Source organism: Acidobacteriota bacterium, assembly GCA_030697165.1.
Taxonomy (GTDB): domain Bacteria; phylum Acidobacteriota; class Vicinamibacteria; order Vicinamibacterales; family UBA2999; genus 12-FULL-67-14b.
This window is the reverse complement of the sequence record JAUYQQ010000022.1, coordinates 63,267-85,757: the sequence shown is the minus strand read 5'-3', so window position 1 is coordinate 85,757 and position 22,491 is coordinate 63,267. Positions and strand designations below refer to the sequence as shown.

The window sequence follows — 22,491 nt, the reverse complement described above, 5'->3', positions numbered from 1 at the left end:
AACAAGCCCGTCGGCGAGCGCGCTTCGCAGCGGATTTGCCGCTCGTCTGGTCTATTCGGGGATGAGCGCCAGCGGGCCGGCTTCGAGGCCCGACAGGCGCTGCGTCCCGAAATTTGCCGGCACTTTGATATCCCGTCCGCCATAACGGGATTCAACATCGACGTGATCGTGCGGCCACAGCTTGGCGAGGAAGCGCGCGTCAATCGCGTTGAATATCCAGCTAGCGGACAAGTCGGTCTTAGCGGTCAATTCCGACGTATCGGTGCGGCCACCACTAATCTCGCGGCCCTTCACGACGTCCTTGAAGGCCGCCCGAAGCCGAACGCAGCGTTCTTTGTGTTCCTCGGATTGCAGTTCGCCGGTGTGCTTCATGGCGGCAATCAGTCCGCTGCCAGTGAGCTTGAATGCAGGATTGCCGAAATAGTTGTCCGTCTTGACCCACGTCTGCTGCTGGAGATCGAGCCAAGTCGTCGGCGGAAGATCGTTGTAGCGCTCGCTGTTGATTTCGAAGCGCATTTCCGAAATCCAGTGATCGGCCAGATCCTCGCGCATGCGCTGGAGAGCAGTGTTCAAGAACTCAAGCCGCGTTCGATTCGAGAGCGTCACGGAATCGCCTTATCCGACCATCGCCTTCAGGCGATCGCGGCGCGTTCTTTCGCGCGGGTCTTGCACAGAGCCATTGAGCCACTGTTTCAACTGCCCAATCGAAACCTGGTGCCTAACGACGGGTTCACGAATTTCAACTTCGAGGACGTTTGCGATGAAGTCGGTGAAGCCGTCCTTTTTGAACGCGTAGACGGCCAAAGCCGCGGCTTCAAAGAGGCTGTCGGCGGTCACCCTGACCGTTCGCTTCGTTCCTTGCGGGTCGGTCATCACGACCCGGCAGTCCTTCGGGGGCACGCCCACAATCTAGCAGTTTCGCTATTATTTCGCCAAGGGTGCTGGCCGGGGACTGGCAAGTCCCTTCTCTACAAGTAATGCCCGCCTGAGCGCGTTGACACGATTCGGTCGAATCGATCACAGCTCTGCAAAGGGCTGCAGGTAGGTTTTTGCCAATTTGTCGGCAGCAACAGGCGATTTACCTAGCAGTCTGGCGCACTCACGCGCGAGTTCCTCTTTGGGCAACTGTGAATCACAGGCGGCAGTTAGCAACGTTCGTGCGTCCGAAACCAGCATCGCTAGCTTTTCGTACGTCAATGCGTGCGACGCGTAAGCACCAGCGGCCTTCGTCGCCTTAGCCTCGGGGTGCATTGACACCGCTACAACCCCGAAGCCCGGATAGTTCTTAGAGAACCACTCCTTCGCGACGAGGAGTTGACCGTGCTCTTCCTTTTTCAATGCAGCCGCAGCCTTTTTACGGCTCTTGGCTTCGATGACCCAGCCAATCTTCGACGGGAAGAGCCACAACACGTCTGGCCCTTCTCCGTTTTCGTCGTGACGTTCGGCGGAGAGGCCAATCATTCGACCGAGATCGGCGAGTGCCTGTTCGAACTGGTTCGCTGAGGCATTCTTGTCGAGCGCCGATACCGCTTCCTCGAACGCCTGCATGAAACCGCGTCTCGGTTTGTATTCTTCTACGCGAGCAACAATCGCCTTGGCTTGATCGTTCGGCTCAGGTATTGGTCGATACGGCGGCAGCACCTTCGGTCGCTGTAAATTCCGATTGTTGGAATAGGCGCTACGCTGCAACTCTTGCGCCCTTTCCGAGTGTCCCCACGAGTCGGCGATACGGGCCGACAACTGCTCGAACCAACCGACCGTCTGATCATCGGGTGCCTGGTCCGCCAACGCCTTCTGGATTCGGGCGATAGCCGATTCATGATGGCCATCCTGCCAAAGGTCGACCGCTTTCCGCTCCGCAGCTGCCAACTTGAAGCTAGCTTTGTCCACCGCGGTTTCGTCGACGAGATCCGCGAGCGTCTCCGCGTGAAATTCTGTCCAGTCTTTTTCACGGTTGTACGACTTCAGGATCGCTGCGCCGAGTTCCTTGGTATTCGCGATGGACTTGCTGATGGTCTGGCCCATTTCAAGCTGGGCCCTTGTCGCACTCGTCAGATATCGAAAGTTGCTCGCTTTAGCCACCCACGCTGACAAGTTCCTTCCGAGCATCAATACCACGCAGTGGTCGCCAGCACCTCGGGCTCCGCGCCCCATGCCTTGCTCGATCCTTTGCGCAAGCATTCGCGTGATCGCGGTCGCGCCGTGCAATGCTGCGGCTCTGAACAACTCGTAGTCTGACGTGCCTACCGGAAGGCCGTCGATCACCAGAAGTCGGCAGGCATTTCCAGGAAGATCGATGCCGTCGTAGCGACTGGCAAATACGACCGGTCCGAAACCTTGACCCGTCTGTAGTTCCTCCACCGCCACCTCAACAGCCTGGGTGTTTGCCGGCAAGGTCGCGATGTCGGTCCAGTTGGCGGCCGCCTTAGTTGACGGCACGAGTACCACAGCGCCCTTCTTCTTCGATGCGGTTGCTTGAAGCAGCTTCTTGGCGCTGGCGACCACATCGAACCGCGATGGCATCAGTTCCGGAATGATGATCATGCGCTCGCTGACGCCTGCCAACGACCGAGACGTCAGCGCACTGCTTACGGCCTCCAGCCCCGCACCGAACGTGCGGATGATCTCACTGTCGTCTGCGATCGTTGCGGACATGTAAACGCGACGCGGTGCATCGAAGAACGTGGGGATCGCGTTCACCAGAGGGAGCGCCGGTGTAATCGAAAATGTCGAGCGAGTGATCAGGGCGTGGCATAGGTGCAGGTTGTCACGCAGAAGGGGCCACACCAGTGCGTAGTCCGCCGATCGCGCTTTCAGAAGTTCCTGTACCGCATCGAGCTTCTCGCGCCACGCCCAGTATGGAACCTCGATGACGCCATAGTCATCGCCGTTAACAATGTCGTCGAACGTTCCCACCTTGCCAATTTCGCGAAACGCTGCGCGGAACGTATTCGTGAGGGCCGCATAGAGCTCCTTCGCCGTCTTTTGTTCAACTGCCAGAGTGAACTGGTCCCGCAGCACCGAAAATGCGGCATGCGCATCGTCGAGTACGACGGCGGAAACGCTGACCGGTGCATTGGCGCCGCCCCGGACGCCAAACTTGCTCTTGCCGTGGAATAGCGCGGCATAGGTCGCGACCATCACCTTGGTGCCGTTCTTGAAGTCCTCGTCCAGGGGCACGCCCGCCGTGTAAGGAACGGCGTCGATCCCGTAGGAGATTGCCTTGGCGACCGTTTGGTTCACGAGTTGGTTGTTAACGGTCAGATACAGTACTGGGTCGCCGAGTTCGTTCAGGGACGACTGCGCGAGGAGGAGGCCGACCAACGTCTTTCCGCCGCCGGTATGCAGCTTCAAGACGACATCGCGGTCGGAGCGCTTCGCGAACCAGGACTGCAATACCTCGGCTTGGCTGGTGTACAGATCATTGATGCCCGGCGCCTTCGGCAGGCGGCGGAAGATCTCGAGCGGATCTATGGCCTTCGGCTTCTTAGTTGCCGTTCGCAGCTTGTTGAAATCCACTCCCTCACGCTCTCTTTCGGGCCACGAGGTTGCGAGATGACTTTTCCTGGGCGTTGGCCGAGGGCATTCTGGAACAAAACTGGAACACAGCCGAGACGCCTGTCCTATAACTGACTGATTTTATTGTACTTTATTTTGGCGGAGAGGGTGGGATTCGAACCCACGTGCCCTTTCGGACAACACGCTTTCGAGGCGCGCCCGTTACGACCACTTCGGTACCTCTCCGCTAGGGTGGGACCGCGACTGTCGCCGGAATCACCGATTATATCAGCACTTCTTGACGGGGGGCACTTCTTGTCGGGGGGGCACTTCTTGTCGGGAGGGCACTTCTTGTCGGGAGGGCACTTCTTGTCGGGAGGGCACTTCTTGACGGGCTCGCAAGCCTTGACAGGAGGCACTTCTTGACTCAAGACCCGTCACTCCGTCGTGGGTCCCCGTCAGGTAGTGCGACCCTGTCAGGCAGTGTGCCCCCGTCCAGGGACTATCTCCGCCCCGCCCTTCCCGCGTGGGATAATAGTTGGGTATGCCGGAGCGCCCCGATATCACCGTTCGGGTCTTTTCCTCGATGGCCGAGCAGGATCGTAACGATGCTGCCTACTGGGCCGCCCTCCCAATCGACGTGCGGGTGATGCAGGCCTGGAAACTCAGCGTCGAGCAGTGGCAACTGCAGGGCGCGCCGCCTCATGAACCAGGACTTTCTCGAGCCGTTACGGTCATTCGGCCACCCGCCAAGACGCGCGACCCCGTCGAGTAGCGTTTCAAACCAGGCAGTGCGCCGCCGGCGCCGATTGCCCTAGCGGCCGAACAGCTTCTGCAGGAACGACTTCGGCCGCGGGCATTGGCAGCGCTCCCCTTTCGGCACGTCGCCCAGCACCGCCTCGACGTGCTGGCCGCAACCCACCCACGACGGCTTGCCGCATTTTGGACACTGAACCCGCTGGCACATGACTCTTCCCTCTTCTCAACTCAGTTTACAGCCCGCCCCGTCCGGCAGTCCCTCCCGACAAGTGGTGCCCTCCCGACAAGTGATGCCCTCCCGACAAGTGATGCCCTCCCGTCAGGTTCACTTAATGGCGTCAGGATCCTTCTCCGCGAACGACTCCGGCTTGGGCCTGCGGCCCCGGCTCTCGGCGTAGACCCGGGTGAACTCCGCGCCGAACAACAGAATCTGGCACGAGTAGTACACCCACAGCAGCAGCACCATCATCGATCCCGCGGCGCCGTAAGCCGAGGCCATGCTGCTCTGCCCCAGGTACAACCCGATCACCTGTTGGCCCAGGGCAAAGAGTACCGCCGTCACCAGCGCGCCGGTCGTCACGTCCCGCCAATGCAGACGAACGTCGGGCAGGAAACGGAACAGCATGGCAAAGAGGCCCGTGGTGACCACGAGCGACACCAGCATGCCGATGGCGCTCCAGACGAAGGGGAGTTCGGGGGAGAGGCGGGTCAGCCAGGCATTGAGCGCGGCCAGCGCTGCCGTCACCGCCAGCGACACCAGCAGCAGGAAACCGACCGCGACCACCAGCCCGAACGATCGCAAACGGTCCAACAGGAACGACTTCAGGTTGATGCCCTCGCTGACCTTGACGCGCCAGATCGTGTTGAGCGCGACCTGCAATTCGAGGAACGCGCCGGTGGCGGCCACCAGGAACGTGGTGGCGCCAATCACCGTGGCAATGGCGCCGGCCCGCCGTCGGCTGGCGCCCTCGAGCAAACTCTGCACCGCGAGCGCGCCTTCGCGTCCGACCAGCGAATCGAGCTGACCGACAATCTCGCCGCGCACCGCCTCTTCGCCGAAGGCCGCGCCCGCGATCGCGGTCGCGACCAGCAGAATGGGCGCGATCGCAAACAACGTGTAATACGCGAGCGAGGCGCCAAGCCGCGTCGCGTCATCGTCCCACCACGCCCTGGCCGCCGCGCCAAACAGCTTCAGGAACACCGCCATGCTCATCAGTCTCACCAGCATTGTCATGACCACTGTAGCGTGACTGTTCAATAGTGAACGTCCCTTCCGCGCGCCGGCGCACTACAGTCAAACTGGATCAGACCGCATGACTGAAGCGCCGAACTCCCTGAAACCGTGGATCACATTCGCCGGCAGCGTGCTGATCGTGGTCGTCCTGTACTGGGCGCAAGCGGTGCTGGTGCCAATCGCGCTCGCCGTGCTGATTTCGTTCGTGCTGGCCCCGCCGGTGACCTGGCTCGAGCGCTGGCTCGGCCGCGTGCCGGCGGTGCTGGTGGTCGTCACCCTGGTCTTCGTCGTGCTGGGCCTGGCCGGTTGGGGCCTGGCCAGGCAGATGGGGAACCTCGCCGAGGACCTGCCGCGCTACCGCGTCAACATCCTCGCCAAGATCGCCGACGTGCGCGGCGCCGGCAAGGGCGGCACGGTCGAGAAGCTGCAGGAGACGATCGAGGAGATCAAGACCGACCTCGGCAAAACCGAGGTCCCGAAAGGACAGCCGGCACCCCCGCCGGTGGTGGTCACCTCCGAGCTCGCCTCGGGCTTTGGGTGGCTGGAGCCCATCATGGCCCCGCTCGGCACGGCCAGCCTGGTGGTGGTGCTGGTGATCTTCATCCTGCTCGAACGGCGCGACCTGCGCGATCGCCTGATCGGGCTGTTCGGGCAAGGCCGCCTGACGGTGACGACGAAGGCGTTTGATGAAGCCGGCAGCCGGGTCAGCCGCCAACTGCTGATGCAGTCGCTGGCCAGCCTCGTCTACGGCGTCGTGGCGGGAGTGGGCCTGTATCTCCTCGGCGTGCCCTATCCACTGGTGTGGGGCGCGCTCGGCGCGGCGCTTCGCTACATTCCATATGTCGGGCCGATGATCGGCGCCGCCGGTCCGATCCTGGCCAGCCTCGCCGCCATGCCAGGCTGGACCGGCCCCCTCTCGGTCATGGGCATGTTCGTCGTGCTCGAGTTGTTCACGAACCTGGTTCTCGAAACCGTCCTCTACGCAGGCGCGGCGGGCGTGTCGCAGGTCGCGCTGCTGGTGTCGGTCGCCTTCTGGACCTGGCTGTGGGGACCACTCGGCCTGCTGATGGCCACGCCACTCACGGTCTGCGTCGTCGTGCTCGGCCGGCACGTGCCGGGGCTGGCGTCGATCGGCACGGTGATGGGCGATGCGCCGGCGCTGGCGCCAGAGTTCAGCTACTACCAGCGGCTGCTCGCGCGCGATCCGGGCGAAGCCGCCGACATCATCGAGCGCCACATCAAGAGCGAGTCTTGGGGCTCGGTCTACGACGCCCTGCTGCTGCCGGCGCTCAACTACGCCGAGCGCGATCGGCTGGAGCGCCGCTTGTCGGACGAAGAAGAGGGCGCGGTGATCGAGGCCACCCGCGAGTTGCTGGTGGACGCGGCGGATTCGATGCGCCGCCTGCAGCCGCCGGCGCCGGCCACCGGCGCGCCGGTCCTGCCCGGACCTCGCGAGCCGCTGCGCGTGCTGGGGTACGCCGCCAACGGCGCGGCCGACGAGTTGTCGCTGACCATGCTCGGGCACGTGCTCGCCGACCTGCCGATCGTCATCGAGATGACGAAGACGCGCGTGCTGGCGTCGGAGTTGGTGGCACTGGTCCACGCGCAAGGCGTCTCGGTGGTGTGCATCGCCGACCTGCCACCGAGCCCGCCATCGAAGACGCGGTACCTGGTGAAGCGCCTGCACGCCGCGCTGCCCGACGTGCGCATTGTCGTCGGCCGATGGAGTCCGGCGGCGCTGGCCGATGACTCCACGCAGTTACTGCGCGACGCCGGCGCCTCGCTGGTTTGCGCCACGCTCGCCGAAACACGGGATTTCCTGGCGGGCCTGGTCGAACTGCCGCGGATCCCTGCGCCCGTGGCCGCCGAGCCGATGACCGATGTTTAACGACCGGACCCGCTGATGGCGAACGCATGGTTCGTGATCACCGGCGTGCTGCTGATCGGGTTTGCCCTGGCCGGCACCGTGCTCAAACGCCTGCCGGTGACGCCGTCGATGTTCTACCTGGCCGCCGGCGCGTGGCTCGGGCCGTGGGGCGTGGGCCTGCTGCACATCGACGCCCTGGACGATACGGCGATGCTCGAACGGCTGACCGAAATTGCCGTGATCATCTCGCTGTTCACCGCCGGCCTGAAGCTGCGCCTGCCGATGACCGATCGCCGCTGGCGGGTGGCCGTGATGCTGGCCGGCGTGGCGATGGTGCTGACGGTGGCCGGAATCACCGCGTTCGGGGTCGCGATCGGCTTGCCGCTAGCGGCGGCGGTGCTGCTCGGCGCGATCCTCGCGCCGACCGATCCGGTGCTGGCGTCAGATGTCCAGGTCACCAACGCCAACGACGGCGAGCCGGTGCGGTTCAGCCTGACGGGCGAAGCCGGTCTCAACGACGGCAGCGCGTTTCCGTTCGTCATGCTGGGGCTGGGATTGCTGGGGCACCACGAACTGGGCGAGAGCGGATGGCGCTGGTGGACGGTCGATCTGCTCTGGGCAGTCGCCGCCGGTCTGGCGATCGGCACGGCGTGCGGCGCCGGCGTCGCGCGGCTCGTGATCTACCTGCGCCGCGAGCACCAGGAAGCGGTCGGTCTGGACGAGTTCCTCGCGCTTGGCCTGATTGCGCTGTCGTACGGCCTCACGATGCTCGCCGGCGGCTACGGTTTCCTCGCGGTGTTTGCGGCGGGCCTGTCGATGCGCCGGGTCGAGCGCGAGCACGCCGAGGTCGCGCCCTCCAAGGCCGTCAAGAACGCGGCCCTCAGTGCCGAGGAGCAGGCCACCGGCGCCAACACCGCCCCGGCCTACATGGCCGGCGCGGTGCTGGGCTTCAACGAACAACTCGAGCGGCTCGGCGAACTGGCGGTCGTGGTCGTGGTCGGGTCGATGCTGGCCCGCATTGAATCGATCGGGCCGGGCTTGTGGCTGGCGGTGATCCTGTTCGCGGTGATTCGGCCGCTCTCGACCACGATCGCGCTGCTGCCAACCACCCTGTCGCGCGCGCAACGGGCGTTTATCGCCTGGTTTGGCGTGCGCGGCATCGGGTCGATCTACTACCTCGCGTTCGCGCTGGCGCACGGCGTCGACGGCCCGCTGGCCCGCCAGCTCGTCGACCTCACCCTCGTCGTCGTCTCGGCCTCGATCGTGGTCCACGGCGTGTCGGTGACGCCGCTGATGCAGCTCTATTCGGCCCGCCGGCGGAGGTAACGGGAGGTAACGGGGCCTGGCACGGTTACGTCGAAAAGGACGCAGTTCTTGCTCACTGGGCAACAACTGCAACGAATAGGCATGTAACCGTGCCAGGCCCCGTCGCGGTAAAGTGTCGGCATGCAGATCTCGAGACGCACCCTCGCCACGCTGGTGCTGGCGACCATGTGTGCCGGCCTGGCGGCGGCGCAGGCGCCGTCCCGGAACGAAATCCTCTGGGACAAGTACGGGGTCCCCCACATCTATGGGCGCGACGCGGGCGCGGTGTTCTACGGCTACGGCTACGCGCAGGCGCAGAGCCACGCCGACGAGATCCTCCGGCTCTACGGCGAATCGCGCGGACGGGGTGCGGAGTACTGGGGCGAGGCGTATGAAGCGACCGCCGTGTGGCTGCTCAAGAACGACGTGCCGGCGCGATCGCGGGTTTGGTATGACGCCCAGCAGCCGGCGTTCAAGGCCAACCTCGACGCGTTTGCCAAGGGCATGAACGACTACGCCGCGGCCCACCCGAACTCAATCGACTCCGCAGTCAAGGTCGTGCTGCCAGTCAGCGGCGTGGATGTCGTGGCGCACGCGCACCGGTTGATGAATTTCGTCTACGTCGCCTCACCAAACCTGGGTGGCGAAGGCGACGCACCTGCGGATGAGTACCAGGGTGAGGACGGCTCGAACACCTGGGCCATCTCGGGCAAGAAGACCGCCAGCGGCAAGACCATGCTGCTGCAGAACCCGCACCTGTCGTGGCTGACCAACTACTTCACCTACTACGAAGCGCACCTGGTCGGTCCTGACTTCGAAGTCTATGGCGCCACGCAGATCGGCCTGCCGATCATCCGCTTCGCCTTCAACCAGCAGATGGGCATTTCGAACACCGTCAACGGCATGGTGGGCGCCACCACCTACCAGCTGACCACGAGAGACGGCGGATACGTGTTCGACGGCAAGGTGGTCCCGTTCACGACCAGGACCACAAGCTACCAGCTGCGCCAGGCCAACGGGACGGTCGTGGACAAGACGCTGGAGATCAAGTCCACCGTGCACGGTCCGGTCTTCGAGCGACGCGACGGCACGGTCACGGCGCTGCGCGTGGCCGGCCTGGATCGGCCCGCCATGCTGCACCAGTACTTCGACATGGTGACGGCGAAGAACTACGCGGCGTTCACCGCCGCCATGAAGCGGCTGCAGGTGCCAACCTTCAACATCAGCTACGCCGACCGCGACGGCAACGTCGAGTACATCTTCAACGGCATCGCCCCGAAGCGGAAGTCGGGCGACCTCGAGTTCTGGCGCGGCCTGGTGCCCGGCGACTCGTCCGAGTACCTCTGGACCGAGGTGCACGCCTACGAGGACCTGCCGCGCGTGACCAACCCGCCGGCCGGCTTCGTCCAGAACTCCAACGATCCGCCGTGGTTCCCGTCGTGGCCGACGCCGATCAAGGCCGCCGACTACCCGCCGTACCTGGCACCGCAAGGTCCCGAGTCGATGCGCGCCCAGAACGCGTTGAAGATGATTGCCGAGCACGAGCAGATCACGTTCGAGAAGTTCGTCGCGCTGAAGCTCTCGACCCGCTCGCTGCTCGCCGACCGCACGCTCCCCGACTTGATTGCGGCGGCCACGGCCGACACCAGCGCGGACATGCAGGCGGCCGTGACGCTGCTGTCGGAATGGGACCGCCTCTACTCGAAGGACAATCGCGCCGGCCTGCTATTCGAGGAATGGGCGCGGCTGTTTGCCGGCAACGGCTTCACGGGCGTCGCCAACTACGCCGTGCCGTTCGATGGCGCGCGCGCGACGTCAACCCCCTCGGGCATCAAGGATCCCGCGGCGGCGGTTGAGATGCTGCGGAAGGCCATTGCCGAGACCAAGAAGAAATACGGCGCCCTCGATCGCGTGTTCGGCGACGTGTCGCGCTTCAAGCTGGGTGATGTCGATGTGCCTGGCGACGGCCACGTCGGCGGCCTGGGGCCGTTTCGGGTGCATACCTGGGGGCCGCTCGATGCCGCCGGCAAGCGCTACCCGCAGCACGGCGAAACGTGGGTCGGCATGATCGAGTTCACCACGCCGGTGAAAGCCTACGGCTTGATGACCTACGGAAATTCGCGGCAACCGGGCACCAAGCATCGTAGCGACCAGATCGCGCACAGCTCGAGGCACGAGTTCCGCGAGCTGTGGCTGCAACGCACACAGATCGAAGCCAACACAATCGCAACGACGGCGCTGAAGCCTTAGGGTTCTGCCAGCTCTCGCTCGGCCGCGGCGCGCTCCTCGTCATCCCATCGCCGCCGGGTCTCGGCCCGGCGGCGGCGCCGCACCCACACGGCCAGCGCGGCCACCGCAATCACCAGCAGCCAGAACGCTTCTCCCGATGTGAAGTACGGCACCCACACGGTCCACACCCGCTGCCGGTTCCAGAACTCGTTCTCGACCCCGGTCAGGGTGCGTCCGGCCACCGTGATCACCGCCTGATCGAATGCCACATCCTCCCGCACCAACCGCAGGATCGCGGCCGGCGCGGTCGCGCCGTACTCGCGGATGAAATCGCGCACGAACGCCGCCGACAGTGAGTAGGCGCGCGACTGCGCCGCCTGTCCCTCCTCGAACATGGCGTCGATCTCGCGCAGCCGCAGGCGCGGCCCGGCCACCAGTTCCCAGGCCAGCCGCGAGCGATCCTCGAAGTCCCACGGCCGCTCGACCGCGACCGACAGCCCTTCGTGAAACCAGCGCGGCACGTCGCGGCCACCCGCCGCCCGGGCAATCAGCACATGCGACACCTCGTGGCGCAGCACGTCTTCGAGCGTGTCGTGGGGATAAACCGGGGAGCGCGCCGGGAACAGCACCACCAGGCCGGCATTGCTGAGGGCGTAACCGGCAATCCACGCCCCGGCACCGCGGGCCGCCGCGCTGTCCTCGCCGGCCAGCACCACCTGGATCGGCGGGCCCGGTTGTTCGAGTCCAACGGTGCGGACGATGCCGGCGAGGGGAAGGCGGTTGAAGCGCTCGAGGCGGCTCTGCGCGGCGGCGAGTTCGGCCGGCGCGATGATCGCCAGTTCGGGAGGCGCTTGCGCGTGCGCAGACGCCACCGTGAGCAGCGCGGCAAGCAGGCCAACGACCAGCGCCATGGCTAGCCGGCCGGCTCTCTCAATAACACGTCAAGCGCCGCGAACTCCACCGGCTTCACCAGGTGATGATCGAAACCGGCCTCCCTGGACCGCGCTTTATCGACCGCCTGGCCCCAGCCGCTGACCGCAATCATCAGCACCGGCCCGCCCCACGCCTCCGCGCGGACGAGGCGGGCCAGCTCGAGCCCGCCGAGGCCCGGCATGGCAATGGGCGGCCCGACCGACGACTGGCTCCAGTCGTGGGCGCGTATCAGGGCGCCCATCTCACCGCCGCCAACCAGGAAGTGCGGCGTCGGATCGCGGTCGTTACCGCTGGCTGAATGGCCGAGGTCGCGCGTCACTCTGCTCTAATCTTGCCTGATCGCCGTCCGTCTTTCCCTGAAGAATTCCTGGATGATGGCGCGGCACTCGTCTTCGAGCACCCCGCCCGTCGCCGCCAGGCGATGGTTGAGTCCGCCGAACTCGTGCGCGCTCGTCATAGAGACAATCGCGCCGGACCTGGGTTCGGTGGCGCCGAAGACCACCGTGCCGACGCGCGCATGGACCATGGCGCCGACACACATCAGGCACGGCTCCACCGTGACATACATCGTTGAATCTGGGAGGCGGTAGTTCTGGAGGGACGCGGCCGCGGCGCGCAGGGCGACGACTTCAGCGTGGGCGGTGGGATCGTGGGCCGTGATCGGCTGGTTGTAGCCGGCGCCAATCACCGCGGCGTCGAGAACCAGGACGGCGCCGACGGGCACTTCGCCCTGTTCGCGCGCCCGCGCCGCCTGGGCCAGCGCGAGGCGCATGAAGTGCTCATGGTCCATCAGGTCATTAAACAAGAGATAAGGAGGTCAGGAGAAAACTATTCTGAATTCTCCTGGCCTCCTGGCGTCCTGTTGAGCGACCGGACTACCGAATCGTCGGCGTGCCGGGCCTGGCGGCGACCACCGGCGGGGCCGGCGGATCGGTCTGCATCGTCATGAGGAAGATGGCCGTGGCGTCCGCCTCGAGCATGGCCATCGCTGGCACATGGTTCTTGTGGTTTGCTTTGTCCTTGCAGCACGGCATGTCGCAGCACGCGTGCGAGGCTTGCGCGGCCTGGGGCTTGTCCGCCTTGTCGGCGGCGTGCACCGCGTGCGCGGCCGGTGCCTTCTCGCCGCAACAAGCTTTGTCGGCTACGGGCGCTGCCTGGGACTTCTCGCCGCAACAACCCTTGTCAGCCGGCTGCGCTGCGGGCGCTGCCTGGGCCTTGTCGCTGCAACAACCTGGTTCGGCTGCGAGCGCCGCTGGCGCGATGAGAAGTAGTCCGGCGAATCCGAGCGACGCGAGTAATCCTGAATACATAAGTCCTCCGCTTTGACCCTCACCATAGCGAAACGCGTGCCGTTTGCTGATGGCAGAAAACAGGCGCATTTCGCGCGGCCGACCCGCTGGGGCGCGAAGATTCCCGGAGCGCGCCGAAAAATCCCCGCCTGCTGGTCGTTGATATGATGGGCGAACTATTTCCATGTGCCTGGAGGATTTGATGACCGTTCGCTTCTGTCGTCTCGCGGCCCTGTGTCTTTGTTGTCTCATAGCCGGCTCGTTACCGAGCTGGGCCCAAGAGAGTCATCTCGACAAACCTGGCGAGGTTCCCAAATACGTCCAGGAGCCCATCAAGCTGTTCACAACCGGTCTCGGCCCGTTCCACCGGCCCATCTCCTCCAAGAACAAGGAAGCGCAGGGGTTTTTCGACCAGGGCATGCAGATGATGTATGCGTTCGCGCGCCTCGACGCGGTGCGTTCGTTCCGCGAGGCGTGGAAGCGTGACCCGGAATGCGCCATCTGCTACTGGGGCGAAGGCTGGGCGTGGGGCTCGTACCTGAATGGCCCGATGTCGGCCGACCAGTCGCCCTTTGCCTATGCCGCCATGCAGAAGGCCGTCAGCCTGAAGGACAAGGCGACGCCGAATGAGCGCGCGTTCATCGAGGCGCTCAGCGTCCGCTACGTGAAGGATTTCGACCCCAAGACGCGCCGCGAGCAGGACCAGGCCTACGCCGACGCCATGAAGAAGGTGGCCGACCAGTATCCGAACGACCTGGATGCGGTCACGCTCTACGGCGACGCGCTGTTCCTGCTCGAGCCGCGACGCGGCACCCGCGACATCAACCAGCCGAGCGTCAAGCGCCTGCATGAAGTGCTGGAGCGGGTCCTCAATAAGGATCCGAAGCACCCGGGCGCCTGCCACCTCTACGTCCACGCCACCGAATCCACCGTCGTGCCCGACAAGGCCGTGGCCTGCGCCGAGTACCTGGGCAAGACCATTCCGGGCGCCAGCCACATCAACCACATGCCGTCGCACACCTGGAACGTGGTCGGGCGCTGGGCCGATTCGGTGCGCGCCAACCTCGACGCGTGGCATTCGGACCTGAAGGCCGATGCCGGTGAAGGCTTTGCCATTTACCCCGATCACAACCTGCACATGCTGCTGTTTGCCGCGTCGATGGACGGGCAGGGCGCCATTGCCACGCAGGCCGGCAAGGACTACACCAAGCGCACCGGCGACACGATGTACCAGGTGTTGACGCTCGTTCGCTTCGGGCGCTTCGACGAGGTGGTCGAGATTACCAAGCGGCCCGAGCGCGACATCCCCGCCGCGGCGTTCGACTTCTCGCAGGGCTACGCCAAGCTGAAGCTGGGCGACGTGGATTTCGCGAGGGCGTATCTCGCGAAGGTGAAAAAGACGGCCGCCACCTCGAAGCAGCAGTTCCGCCAGCACTCGGCCGAGCGGCTCGGCGGCATCATGGCCGGCATTCTCGAAGGCGAGATCGCCCGCACCGAAGGCAAGCTGGACGAGGCCATCACGCTGTTCGAGGCCGCGGCCAAGCTGGATGACGAACTGGAATACGACGAGCCCGAGCCGCTGCCCTTCGCAGCGCGCCACTGGCTGGGCGCGGCGCTGCTCGAAGCCAAGCGGCCGGCCGACGCCGAACGCGCGTATCGCGAAGACATCAAGGCGCACCCGCACAACGGGTGGGCGCTGCTCGGCCTGCAGCAGGCGCTCAAGGCGCAGGGCAAGAGCGATCCGGCGGTGGACGAAGACCTGGCCAAAAGCTGGGCCCGTTCAGACACCTGGATCCGCTCGTCGCGCTTTTAAGGAACCTGCGCTCCCAGACGGGAGGGTACGACCTGACGGGAAGACACTGCTTGACGGGAGGGCACTTTGAGACGGGCATTTCCCGTCGAGCTGCATTCTCCCGTCACGAAGTGTCGTCTCGACAAGGGACACCCTCCCGGCAAGAAGCACCCTCCCGTCTGGCGCGCCCGAAGCGCCACTACAATGGGCCGCATGCTTCAGCATCGCCTGATCGCTGCCCTCTGTTTCACGGCCCTTCTGGTAGCGGCCCCGCGCGCTCAACAGTGGCCGCACTACGCCGGCGACCAGGCGGCGTCGCACTACTCGCCGCTCGATCAGATCACGGCCGCCAACGTCGGCTCGCTCCAGGTGGCGTGGGAGTGGAAACCGGGCGAGAAGGTCCTCCCTGAGTTTGGGACGCGGCCCGGCGCCTTCCAGAACACGCCATTGATGATCGACGGCGTGCTCTACGTCAGCACGCCCTACAACCAGGTCGCGGCGCTCGATGCAGCGAGCGGCAAGCAGTTGTGGCGGTACGATCCCAAGGCCTACGAAGACGGACAGCCGCCGAATGGACAGGGCTTTGCGCATCGCGGCGTCGCCGCGTGGCGGGATCCCTCGACTGCGCTCGGGGCAAGTTCCGGCGGCGCGCTGCGCATCTTCATCAACGCGCGGTACAAGCTGATCCAACTCGACGCGAAGACGGGGTTGCCGGTCGAGGGCTTTGGCACCGCCGGCGTCGTCGATCTGAGCGAGGGCCTGGTCTGGGCCATCAACAAGAAGCACTACACCAACACCTCCCCACCGATCGTCTTCAAGAATTTGATCATCGTCGGCAACGGCGTCGGCGATCGGTTGACCTACAAAAACGATCCGCCGGGCGACGTGCGGGCATTCGACGCACGGAGCGGGAAGTTGGTGTGGAAGTTCAACACCATTCCGCAGCGTGGCGAGTTCGGCAACAACACCTGGGACGCCGGCTCGTGGCAGTTCACCGGTCACACCAACGTGTGGGCGCCCATGAGCGTGGACGAAGCGCGCGGCCTGCTCTACCTGCCGGTCAGCACGCCAAGCAACGATTACTACGGCGGCCGCCGGCCCGGGCAGAACCTGTTCGCCGAATCGCTGGTGTGTCTCGACGCCAACACCGGCGTGCGCAAGTGGCACTTCCAGATCGTGCATCACGGCTTATGGGACTACGACCCCGCATCCGCGCCGAACCTGGTCACGATCACCGTCGCCGGCCAGCGCATCGACGCGGTAGTGCAGCTCACCAAGCAGGGCTGGGCGTTCGTCTTCGACCGCGTGACCGGCCGGCCGGTGTGGCCGATCGAAGAGCGCGCGGTGCCGCGCAGCGACGTGCCCGGCGAGGCCTCGTGGCCGACGCAGCCGTTCCCCACCAAGCCGCCTGCGTTCGAATCGCAGGGTGTCACCGTGGACGATGCGTTTGACCTGACGCCGGAGTTGCAGACGAAGGCGCAGGCGGAGCTGATGAAGTATCGGCTCGGCCCCATCTACACGCCGCCGTCGCTGCAGGGCACGGTGGTCCTGCCGGGCGTGTGGGGCGGCGCCAACTGGGGCGGCGGCGCGTTCGATCCCGCCACCGGCCGCCTGTTCGTGAAGACCTCGCGCAGCCCGAGCATCTTCAAGCTGGAACCGTTCAATAAGGCGGGCCAGCAGGCCGATCGCTTCGACGAAGTGGATGCCGAGTACGTGCAGCGCAGCCCCTCGTCGTTCGTGGACGGCGTGCCGATCCTGAAGCCGCCGTATGCGCACCTGGTTGCGATCGACCTCAATCGCGGCGAGATCGCCTGGAAAGTGCCGTTCGGCGACGCGCCCGAGCTGCGCAACGTACCCGCGCTCAAGGGCGTGGCGCTGCCGGATCGCCTTGGTGCCATCGGCCCTCCCGGCGCCATCGTCACCAAGGGTGGGCTGGTGTTCGTCGGCGGCAACGACATGGCGCTGTCGGCGTTCGACAAGGTGACGGGACGCGAGGTGTGGCGCCACGTGCTGCCGCGCCAGGCGACGGCCACGCCGATGACGTATCTGGCGGCCGATGGCCGGCAGTTCGTGCTGATTGCGACCGGCCGCGGCGAAGACACCGCCCTCGTCGCCTTCGCCATGCCCAAATAAATGTGGCGTCCGGCTTCAGCCGGCCAGACAAGATGTAGCATCCGTCTTTAGGCGGATAGAAACCCTGGAGGACGGTACGCCATTTGCTGACATGACGGTCATGATCAACATGAACGCGCCCGTCGAAGACCCGAAGAACCCCGCGACCAAGCCGCACGGCACGACCGACGACCAGGTCAAAGAGATGGAACACGAGGGCCAGGCCGCCACTTCGCAGGCGACCCCCGAGGACGTCGAGAGCCCCAGTGCCGATCAGGTGCAGGGCGCGCCCGGGCCGAAGCGGTCCGAGTTCGACAAGACCATGAGCGACCAGGACATCGACACGGCGGGCACCGACGCCGACAAGGCGTAGCCATGGCAGGCCGCGACCCAGATCAGGTCCGGCACGACCGTAAAGTGGAAGTGCCGGGCGACACCAACTCAGCCGACATCGTGGACCGCACGGGCGAGCAGATGCCGCAGCCACGGCATGATGGCATTGACGACAAGGACCTCTCCGGGCCGCCGGACGGGGCGCCAAAGTCGACGAGGGTCCGGCCGCCCATCCGGTCTGGGCCACAGATTCACACCGGCCACAGATTCACACCGATTGGACACCGATTTTCTGCACGGGCTGTTAGGATCGGTCCATGAGCGATCGAGTTGTCGTCCACCTGCCGCCAATGCCCCAGCCGAAGGACTTCGGCCTGGACGCCAAAGTCACCGACGACACGCCGGCCGCGGCGCGCTACGACAAGGCGCTGAAGGTCTGGGAACGGGTCGTGAGCGACATCGCCAAGCGCGTCGGCAAGAAAAAGTAGGGCAAGGTACGCGATATGCACTGGGATCCCACGGAGGATTCCTATGCTTTCGCGTACGCTACTAGCGCTCTCATTCGCGGCACTATCCACCCAATTGATGCTCGCCTCGTCTACGGATGAGCAGGGCCGCGCCGCCCGGATGCGTTTCGAGGCCATGGATCGGAATGGCGACGGCGAGATTTCGCGCGAGGAATGGAAGGGTTCGGCCCGCTCGTTCACGGTTCACGACTGGAACGGTGACGGCCGCCTCTCGGGCGACGAAGTGCGCATTGGCGCGCGACGCCACCACGACCGCGAAGTCGCGGACCATGTCCCCAGCCGCAGCGAGCGCAACCTGAACTGGACCGCGGCCGGCTTCACCGCGCTCGACCACAACCGCGACAACCGGATCTCCGCCAACGAGTGGCACTTCAACCTCGAAGCATTCCGTCGCGCCGACCGGAACCGTGATGACGTGCTGACCCGGCAGGAGTTCCTGGCCGAAGGCGAGGATGAAGACGACGACCGCGAAGACAGCTTCGACGATCTCGATCTCAACAACAACGGCCTGGTCGAGCGCGACGAGTGGCACGCCAGCGGCAGCATGTTCAACCTGCTCGACCGCGATCGTAACGGCGTGCTGAGCCGGCACGAAGTGGTTGGCTCGCTCCCGAGCCTCGACACCTTCGACGAGTTCGCCGACCTCGACGTCAACCGCAATGCGGTGATCGAGCGCGCCGAATGGCACTGGTCGAACGCCAGCTTCCTGTCGCGCGACACCAACCGCGACGGCCGGCTGTCGCGGCAAGAGTTCGACACCAGCGGCGGCGCGCCGGCGGTGGGCGCGACGACGACGGCAGCGGGCTCACAGAGCGTGCGCGTGAACGCGCGACAGCGCTGGACCGATGCCGCGATCGACGTTCGCGCCGGCGACACGATCACGTTCGACGCCAGCGGCTCGATCACGATGAGCGGCGACAACAACGACACCGCCTCGGTGGCCGGCTCGGACCGCAACCGCAAGGCGCCTGATGCGCCGGTGCTGAACCAGCTGGCCGGCGGCCTGATCATGCGGATCGACGACTACGGCCCGGTCTTTATCGGCAACCGCAAGACCTTGACCGCGCCGGCGAGCGGCCGCGTGTACCTGGGCGTGAACGACGACCACCTGCCCGATAACAACGGCGAGTTCGTGGTCAACATCAGCGTCAGCGGACGCACCTCGCGCTGAGCCTGACGGGAGGCGGCGACACTTGACGGGGAGGGGACTCCTTGACGGGGGGTTGCTGCTTGACGGGAGGGCGCCTCCTGTCGGGAGGCACCTCCCGTCGGGAATAACTCCCCGTCCGGCAGCAATTCCCCGACAGGAAACAGCTCCCCGTCCGGTTCATTGACGGGCATTTCCTGTGTTAAGCTTGAAAGTCTGTCGCGCCCATAGCTCAGCTGGATAGAGCGTCTGGCTACGAACCAGGAGGTCGCATGTTCGAATCATGCTGGGCGCACCAATGAAATGAAGGACTTACGGCGCGGGCCCCAAACCCGCGCCGTTCCTCTTTGCAACGAGATTGCAACGGCGGCGCTTGTTCCCCTGCGCCGCTAACGGATCGCATTTTCTTCCACCAGCGTGAGAGTTTTGCTACTCTCGGCCGTCTAACTCAGCTGGAGGCTCCCTCTTATGCGGTTTACTCGGCTAGCTACCCTAGCCACGGCTCTGTCCCTTGTCCTCGCCTGCGGCGGCGGTGGCGGCAACTCACCGACATCCCCGTCGGCTGGCGCTCAGGGCGCGATAGTCGCCAACGTCTCCATCTCCGGGTTCACGGTCACGCCGTCGATTGTCGGCAGCGGTCGCAGCTATCTGGTCTCCTTCACGATGACCGAGACGAGCGGCCGCGCGTCAGCAACCGTGACGACCATTCGCTTCGGGGTAGGCACCGGGAATGCTAACGCCGATCCCGCACCGCCGATACGCCTCGCTGCTGGTGCCAGCGCGCCATCAGGCAACATCAACATTAACGACTCGACTGGCGCGACTTCATCGATCACGTCAATCAGCGTCAGCGTCGGCTTTTCGGACGACAGTGGGCGCTCGGGCAACGCTAGCGGCTCGGCGAGCTTCACACAGCCGTCCGCGCCACCACCTGCTCCGGTTGCGAGGACGTTCACCCTGGTAGGAGTCGTGTCGGACCGGTCCGGCCGCGCCGTTCCCAATGCGACCGTCAGCGCGACGGACAGCACGAACGTCGCTCGGACCGGCTCCAGCGACGGCAACGGCTACTTCTCGATCGCGCCGTTGCGTGAAGGAGAGGTGCGGACATCGGTCACTGCATCAGGCTTCCAATCGACTTCCCGAACGGTGACGCTGACGAGCGATTCGCGGTCTGATTTCACGCTGACCGAGAACACTCCGGCTCCGACGCCGCCAGCCACCGCGTCCTGCCCGACGCCCCCATACACCTGGGACGCAAACCCGAACGTGCTGCGCTGCCGCGCGCCCAACGGCCAGTTCGCCCCGAGCGCGTGTTGCGGGCGGTGATCTAAGTAGAGACGCGCATGGCCATCTAGCTGACGGCCATGCGGCGTTCGCCATTACCATCAGCGCATTGCCCTTTTCTTTTTTTGGTTTGTGCTATAAGGTTTACTAACTCCTAAAGTCCCGCAGACCAAATCGCGGGCATCGACCGCCCCAGAAAAGCCCAGGGGCGAGCGCAGCAGCAGTCGGGCCTCACACCCGAGGTTTGCTGAATGCGCGTCAAGGTCGATAATCCCGCCACCACGACCATCGCTGTGAAAGTTCCGCGTGAGCTGGCGCGGAAGCTGCTCATCGAAGCGAACAAGAATTGCCGAACGCGCAGCGGTGAGGCTCGACACTTAATCGAGCGCGCACTCAATCAGGGCGGAGGCGACGATCGTGCCCGCGCCTGACCGTCCACTCACGCCGTGGCTCACGGTCGCAGAGGCCGCCACCCGTGCTCGAGTCGGCCGCAAGACGATCTACAGGGAGATTGCCGCAGGTAGGTTGCGCGCCGCGGTCGTCGGCGGACGCCGCGACTTCCGTCTACTCGACGCCTGGGTCGATGAATGGCTGATGCAGTCGAGCGAGCCCGCCGAGATCCTGCGCCCGCTCCGCGAGGCACGACATTGACGGCGACGGAGTCTTGCAAGCTGCTCGTCTCAATCGTGCGTGAACTGAGCGAAGCGCGCAACGAACGCGATCGCCATCACGAGATTGCGCAGCAGGCGGTCCATCTTCTGCACGATCAACACCTCGAGTTGATGCGTCTGCGCGAACGTTATTACGCGCTGCTCGACGCTCGGCGCGCCGATCGGAAGCAGGCGGCATGATGGCGAAATCGATTCGCGTCGTCACGGCCGCCGCGCCTCCAGACACGGTCGAGGCCGTGTTCGAAACGACCACCAAGGCAACGTCTCGCCCCGGACTTGCGCTCACGTCGCTCCGCGAGCTGCTGGCCGAGCCCGACGAAACTACCGACTACCTTGTGGCCGATCGCATCGCGTTCGGAAGCGTCAACATCCTCGCCGGCAAACCGAAGGCCGGCAAATCGACGGCGGCCCGAGGGTTGGCACTTGAAGCGGCGCGCGGCGGCGTCTGGCTCGGCTCCGCTTGTCTGCCGCGGTGCGTGTGGTACTTGGCGCTCGAAGACAAGCGCAGCGAGGTCCGCCGCCACCTACGGCAGATGGGCGCGACGGGATCGGAACCGGTGCGGTTTCTATTCCGGCAACCGGCCCACGACCTCATCGGACGCCTGCACGCGCTGGCGATCCGCGAACGACCCGGCCTGATCATCGTCGACACCCTCCAGCGCCTCATCAAGGCCGACGATCTCAACGACTACTCCGAAGTCACGACGAAGCTGACGCCCATCCTGACGCTGGCCCGCGACACGGGCGCCGCGGTGCTGCTCGTCCACCATGCCGGGAAATCGGAACGAGCCGGACTCGACAGCGTGCTCGGCTCAACGGCGCTCACCGGCAGCGTCGACAACGTCTTCATCCTCTCGCGCACCGAGCGGTATCGGGTGCTGTCGTCGGTCCAACGCATCGGCCCCGACTTGCCCGAGACCGTGCTCACGCTCGCCGACGACGGCCGCGTCGAAGCCGGCCCGTCCCGCCACGACGCGGACGTTCAGAGCGTCGCCCGCGCGTTCATCGAGTCCTTGAAAGCAGGTTCCCAGTTGCGCGCTGACCTCCTCGACACCGTCGAAGCCCGACGCCAAATCAAGCTCGAAGCCCTCCGTCGAGCCGTCGCCTCGGGAACCATCATCCGTTCGGGCGCCGGCTCGAAGGTCGATCCGCATCGCTTCGCCTTGTCGGGCGATTCCGGTTCTGGTTCCCAGGTTCCCTCTATAAGTCGGGAACCTGAATCCTCTCTTCTTCTCTTTGAAGAAAAATCCAACGTTTCAAGGACGGATTCAGGTTCCCAAGTTCCCTCAGTTCCCGCGGTTCCCGGGGAACCAGAATCGGAGGGTCTTTGCCCTGTGTGCAGCCGCGACTCCTGCGAGGACGATCCTGCGGCCTGCGCCCGACAGCGCTCAAAGGTCTTTCGTGACGTCGAAGCCGTCTTCCGACCGCTGGCAAGGGTCGGCGTCCAGTGACTACTCGAATCATCAGAACGGCTGACCCGTGCGCGTCCCTGACCCTTTGCCACGCAGGCA

24 protein-coding genes and 2 tRNA genes are annotated in these 22,491 nt (G+C 65.0%); 14 read left to right on the top strand and 12 right to left on the bottom strand.

Going from position 1 to position 22,491, the window contains the following annotated elements; all coding sequences use genetic code 11:
- Positions 1-51: 51 nt before the first annotated feature.
- The 4 genes from Q8T13_20015 to Q8T13_20000 form a co-directional block, all read right to left on the bottom strand.
- Positions 52-606 (bottom strand): hypothetical protein, encoded by a 555-nt coding sequence (locus Q8T13_20015; protein ID MDP3720053.1) that lies wholly within the window; start codon positions 604-606, stop codon positions 52-54.
- 9 nt (positions 607-615) lie between these two features.
- Entirely contained in the window at positions 616-900 is a 285-nt protein-coding gene (locus tag Q8T13_20010; protein MDP3720052.1) for a hypothetical protein, read from the bottom strand.
- A gap of 117 nt (positions 901-1,017) precedes the next feature.
- Positions 1,018-3,519, bottom strand: coding sequence for a DEAD/DEAH box helicase (locus Q8T13_20005; GenBank protein MDP3720051.1), 2,502 nt, complete (start codon positions 3,517-3,519; stop codon positions 1,018-1,020).
- A 136-nt stretch (positions 3,520-3,655) separates the two neighbouring features.
- Positions 3,656-3,744: transfer RNA gene (locus Q8T13_20000), tRNA-Ser, on the bottom strand.
- Between the two features lie 298 nt (positions 3,745-4,042).
- On the opposite strand from Q8T13_20000, the gene Q8T13_19995 reads away from it, so the two are divergent.
- Positions 4,043-4,273 carry a hypothetical protein gene (locus Q8T13_19995; GenBank protein ID MDP3720050.1) on the top strand — a complete coding sequence of 77 codons (231 nt, stop codon included), beginning with the start codon at positions 4,043-4,045 and terminating at the stop codon, positions 4,271-4,273.
- A 39-nt stretch (positions 4,274-4,312) separates the two neighbouring features.
- Here the strand turns inward: Q8T13_19995 and Q8T13_19990 are convergent, their stop codons facing one another.
- Together Q8T13_19990 and Q8T13_19985 are read right to left on the bottom strand one after the other, a co-directional pair.
- Positions 4,313-4,465: a hypothetical protein gene (locus tag Q8T13_19990; GenBank protein MDP3720049.1), complete on the bottom strand. Its 153-nt coding sequence runs from the start codon at positions 4,463-4,465 to the stop codon at positions 4,313-4,315.
- A 117-nt stretch (positions 4,466-4,582) separates the two neighbouring features.
- Entirely contained in the window at positions 4,583-5,485 is a 903-nt protein-coding gene (locus tag Q8T13_19985; protein ID MDP3720048.1) for a YihY/virulence factor BrkB family protein, read from the bottom strand.
- Positions 5,486-5,570: 85 nt separating this feature from the next.
- Between Q8T13_19985 and Q8T13_19980 the strand changes: the two genes are divergently transcribed.
- The 3 genes from Q8T13_19980 to Q8T13_19970 all read left to right on the top strand — a co-directional run bounded on the left by Q8T13_19980 (position 5,571) and on the right by Q8T13_19970 (position 10,913).
- Positions 5,571-7,379 carry an AI-2E family transporter gene (locus Q8T13_19980; GenBank protein ID MDP3720047.1) on the top strand — a complete coding sequence of 603 codons (1,809 nt, stop codon included), beginning with the start codon at positions 5,571-5,573 and terminating at the stop codon, positions 7,377-7,379.
- 15 nt (positions 7,380-7,394) lie between these two features.
- On the top strand, positions 7,395-8,684 hold the full coding sequence (locus Q8T13_19975; GenBank protein MDP3720046.1) for a sodium:proton antiporter: 1,290 nt from the start codon (positions 7,395-7,397) through the stop codon (positions 8,682-8,684).
- A gap of 120 nt (positions 8,685-8,804) precedes the next feature.
- Entirely contained in the window at positions 8,805-10,913 is a 2,109-nt protein-coding gene (locus Q8T13_19970) for a penicillin acylase family protein (protein ID MDP3720045.1), read from the top strand.
- On the opposite strand, the gene Q8T13_19965 is transcribed toward Q8T13_19970, so the two are convergent.
- From Q8T13_19965 to Q8T13_19950, 4 genes are all read right to left on the bottom strand, one after another.
- A complete protein-coding gene (locus Q8T13_19965; GenBank protein MDP3720044.1) occupies positions 10,910-11,803 on the bottom strand; it encodes a hypothetical protein in 894 nt (297 codons plus the stop codon). The two genes, Q8T13_19970 and Q8T13_19965, sit on opposite strands and share 4 nt — an antisense overlap.
- A 2-nt stretch (positions 11,804-11,805) precedes the next feature.
- Positions 11,806-12,144, bottom strand: coding sequence for a hypothetical protein (locus Q8T13_19960; protein ID MDP3720043.1), 339 nt, complete (start codon positions 12,142-12,144; stop codon positions 11,806-11,808).
- Positions 12,145-12,150: 6 nt separating this feature from the next.
- Positions 12,151-12,615, bottom strand: coding sequence for a tRNA adenosine(34) deaminase TadA (gene tadA / locus Q8T13_19955; protein MDP3720042.1), 465 nt, complete (start codon positions 12,613-12,615; stop codon positions 12,151-12,153).
- 85 nt (positions 12,616-12,700) lie between these two features.
- Positions 12,701-13,135 (bottom strand): hypothetical protein, encoded by a 435-nt coding sequence (locus Q8T13_19950; protein MDP3720041.1) that lies wholly within the window; start codon positions 13,133-13,135, stop codon positions 12,701-12,703.
- A 181-nt stretch (positions 13,136-13,316) separates the two neighbouring features.
- Between Q8T13_19950 and Q8T13_19945 the strand changes: the two genes are divergently transcribed.
- The 6 genes from Q8T13_19945 (at position 13,317) to Q8T13_19920 (ending at position 19,323) form a co-directional block, all read left to right on the top strand.
- Positions 13,317-14,927: a hypothetical protein gene (locus Q8T13_19945; GenBank protein MDP3720040.1), complete on the top strand. Its 1,611-nt coding sequence runs from the start codon at positions 13,317-13,319 to the stop codon at positions 14,925-14,927.
- A gap of 192 nt (positions 14,928-15,119) precedes the next feature.
- Positions 15,120-17,039 carry a pyrroloquinoline quinone-dependent dehydrogenase gene (locus Q8T13_19940; GenBank protein MDP3720039.1) on the top strand — a complete coding sequence of 640 codons (1,920 nt, stop codon included), beginning with the start codon at positions 15,120-15,122 and terminating at the stop codon, positions 17,037-17,039.
- Positions 17,040-17,130: 91 nt separating this feature from the next.
- Complete coding sequence (locus Q8T13_19935) at positions 17,131-17,391, top strand: hypothetical protein (GenBank protein ID MDP3720038.1); 261 nt, start codon at positions 17,131-17,133, stop codon at positions 17,389-17,391.
- A 277-nt stretch (positions 17,392-17,668) separates the two neighbouring features.
- Positions 17,669-17,839: a hypothetical protein gene (locus tag Q8T13_19930; GenBank protein MDP3720037.1), complete on the top strand. Its 171-nt coding sequence runs from the start codon at positions 17,669-17,671 to the stop codon at positions 17,837-17,839.
- A gap of 97 nt (positions 17,840-17,936) precedes the next feature.
- Positions 17,937-19,049, top strand: a complete 1,113-nt coding sequence (locus tag Q8T13_19925; protein MDP3720036.1) for a hypothetical protein — start codon at positions 17,937-17,939, stop codon at positions 19,047-19,049.
- Positions 19,050-19,246: 197 nt separating this feature from the next.
- Positions 19,247-19,323 (top strand) — tRNA-Arg (locus tag Q8T13_19920).
- 346 nt (positions 19,324-19,669) lie between these two features.
- Here the strand turns inward: Q8T13_19920 and Q8T13_19915 are convergent.
- Together Q8T13_19915 and Q8T13_19910 are read right to left on the bottom strand one after the other, a co-directional pair.
- Positions 19,670-20,086, bottom strand: coding sequence for a hypothetical protein (locus Q8T13_19915; protein MDP3720035.1), 417 nt, complete (start codon positions 20,084-20,086; stop codon positions 19,670-19,672).
- A gap of 3 nt (positions 20,087-20,089) precedes the next feature.
- Entirely contained in the window at positions 20,090-20,314 is a 225-nt protein-coding gene (locus Q8T13_19910) for a hypothetical protein (GenBank protein MDP3720034.1), read from the bottom strand.
- Between the two features lie 246 nt (positions 20,315-20,560).
- On the opposite strand from Q8T13_19910, the gene Q8T13_19905 reads away from it, so the two are divergent.
- Genes Q8T13_19905 through Q8T13_19890 form a run of 4 tightly spaced genes read left to right on the top strand, consistent with a single transcriptional unit; the run spans position 20,561 to position 22,431 of the window.
- The gene (locus Q8T13_19905) at positions 20,561-20,740 is read left to right on the top strand and encodes a hypothetical protein (GenBank protein MDP3720033.1); all 180 of its coding nucleotides are present in this window, start codon (positions 20,561-20,563) and stop codon (positions 20,738-20,740) included.
- Positions 20,727-20,960 carry a helix-turn-helix domain-containing protein gene (locus Q8T13_19900; protein ID MDP3720032.1) on the top strand — a complete coding sequence of 78 codons (234 nt, stop codon included), beginning with the start codon at positions 20,727-20,729 and terminating at the stop codon, positions 20,958-20,960. The genes Q8T13_19905 and Q8T13_19900 overlap by 14 nt, the downstream gene beginning before the upstream one ends.
- A gap of 35 nt (positions 20,961-20,995) precedes the next feature.
- Positions 20,996-21,160, top strand: a complete 165-nt coding sequence (locus tag Q8T13_19895) for a hypothetical protein (GenBank protein MDP3720031.1) — start codon at positions 20,996-20,998, stop codon at positions 21,158-21,160.
- Complete coding sequence (locus Q8T13_19890) at positions 21,157-22,431, top strand: AAA family ATPase (GenBank protein ID MDP3720030.1); 1,275 nt, start codon at positions 21,157-21,159, stop codon at positions 22,429-22,431. The genes Q8T13_19895 and Q8T13_19890 overlap by 4 nt, the downstream gene beginning before the upstream one ends.
- Positions 22,432-22,491: the final 60 nt, after the last annotated feature.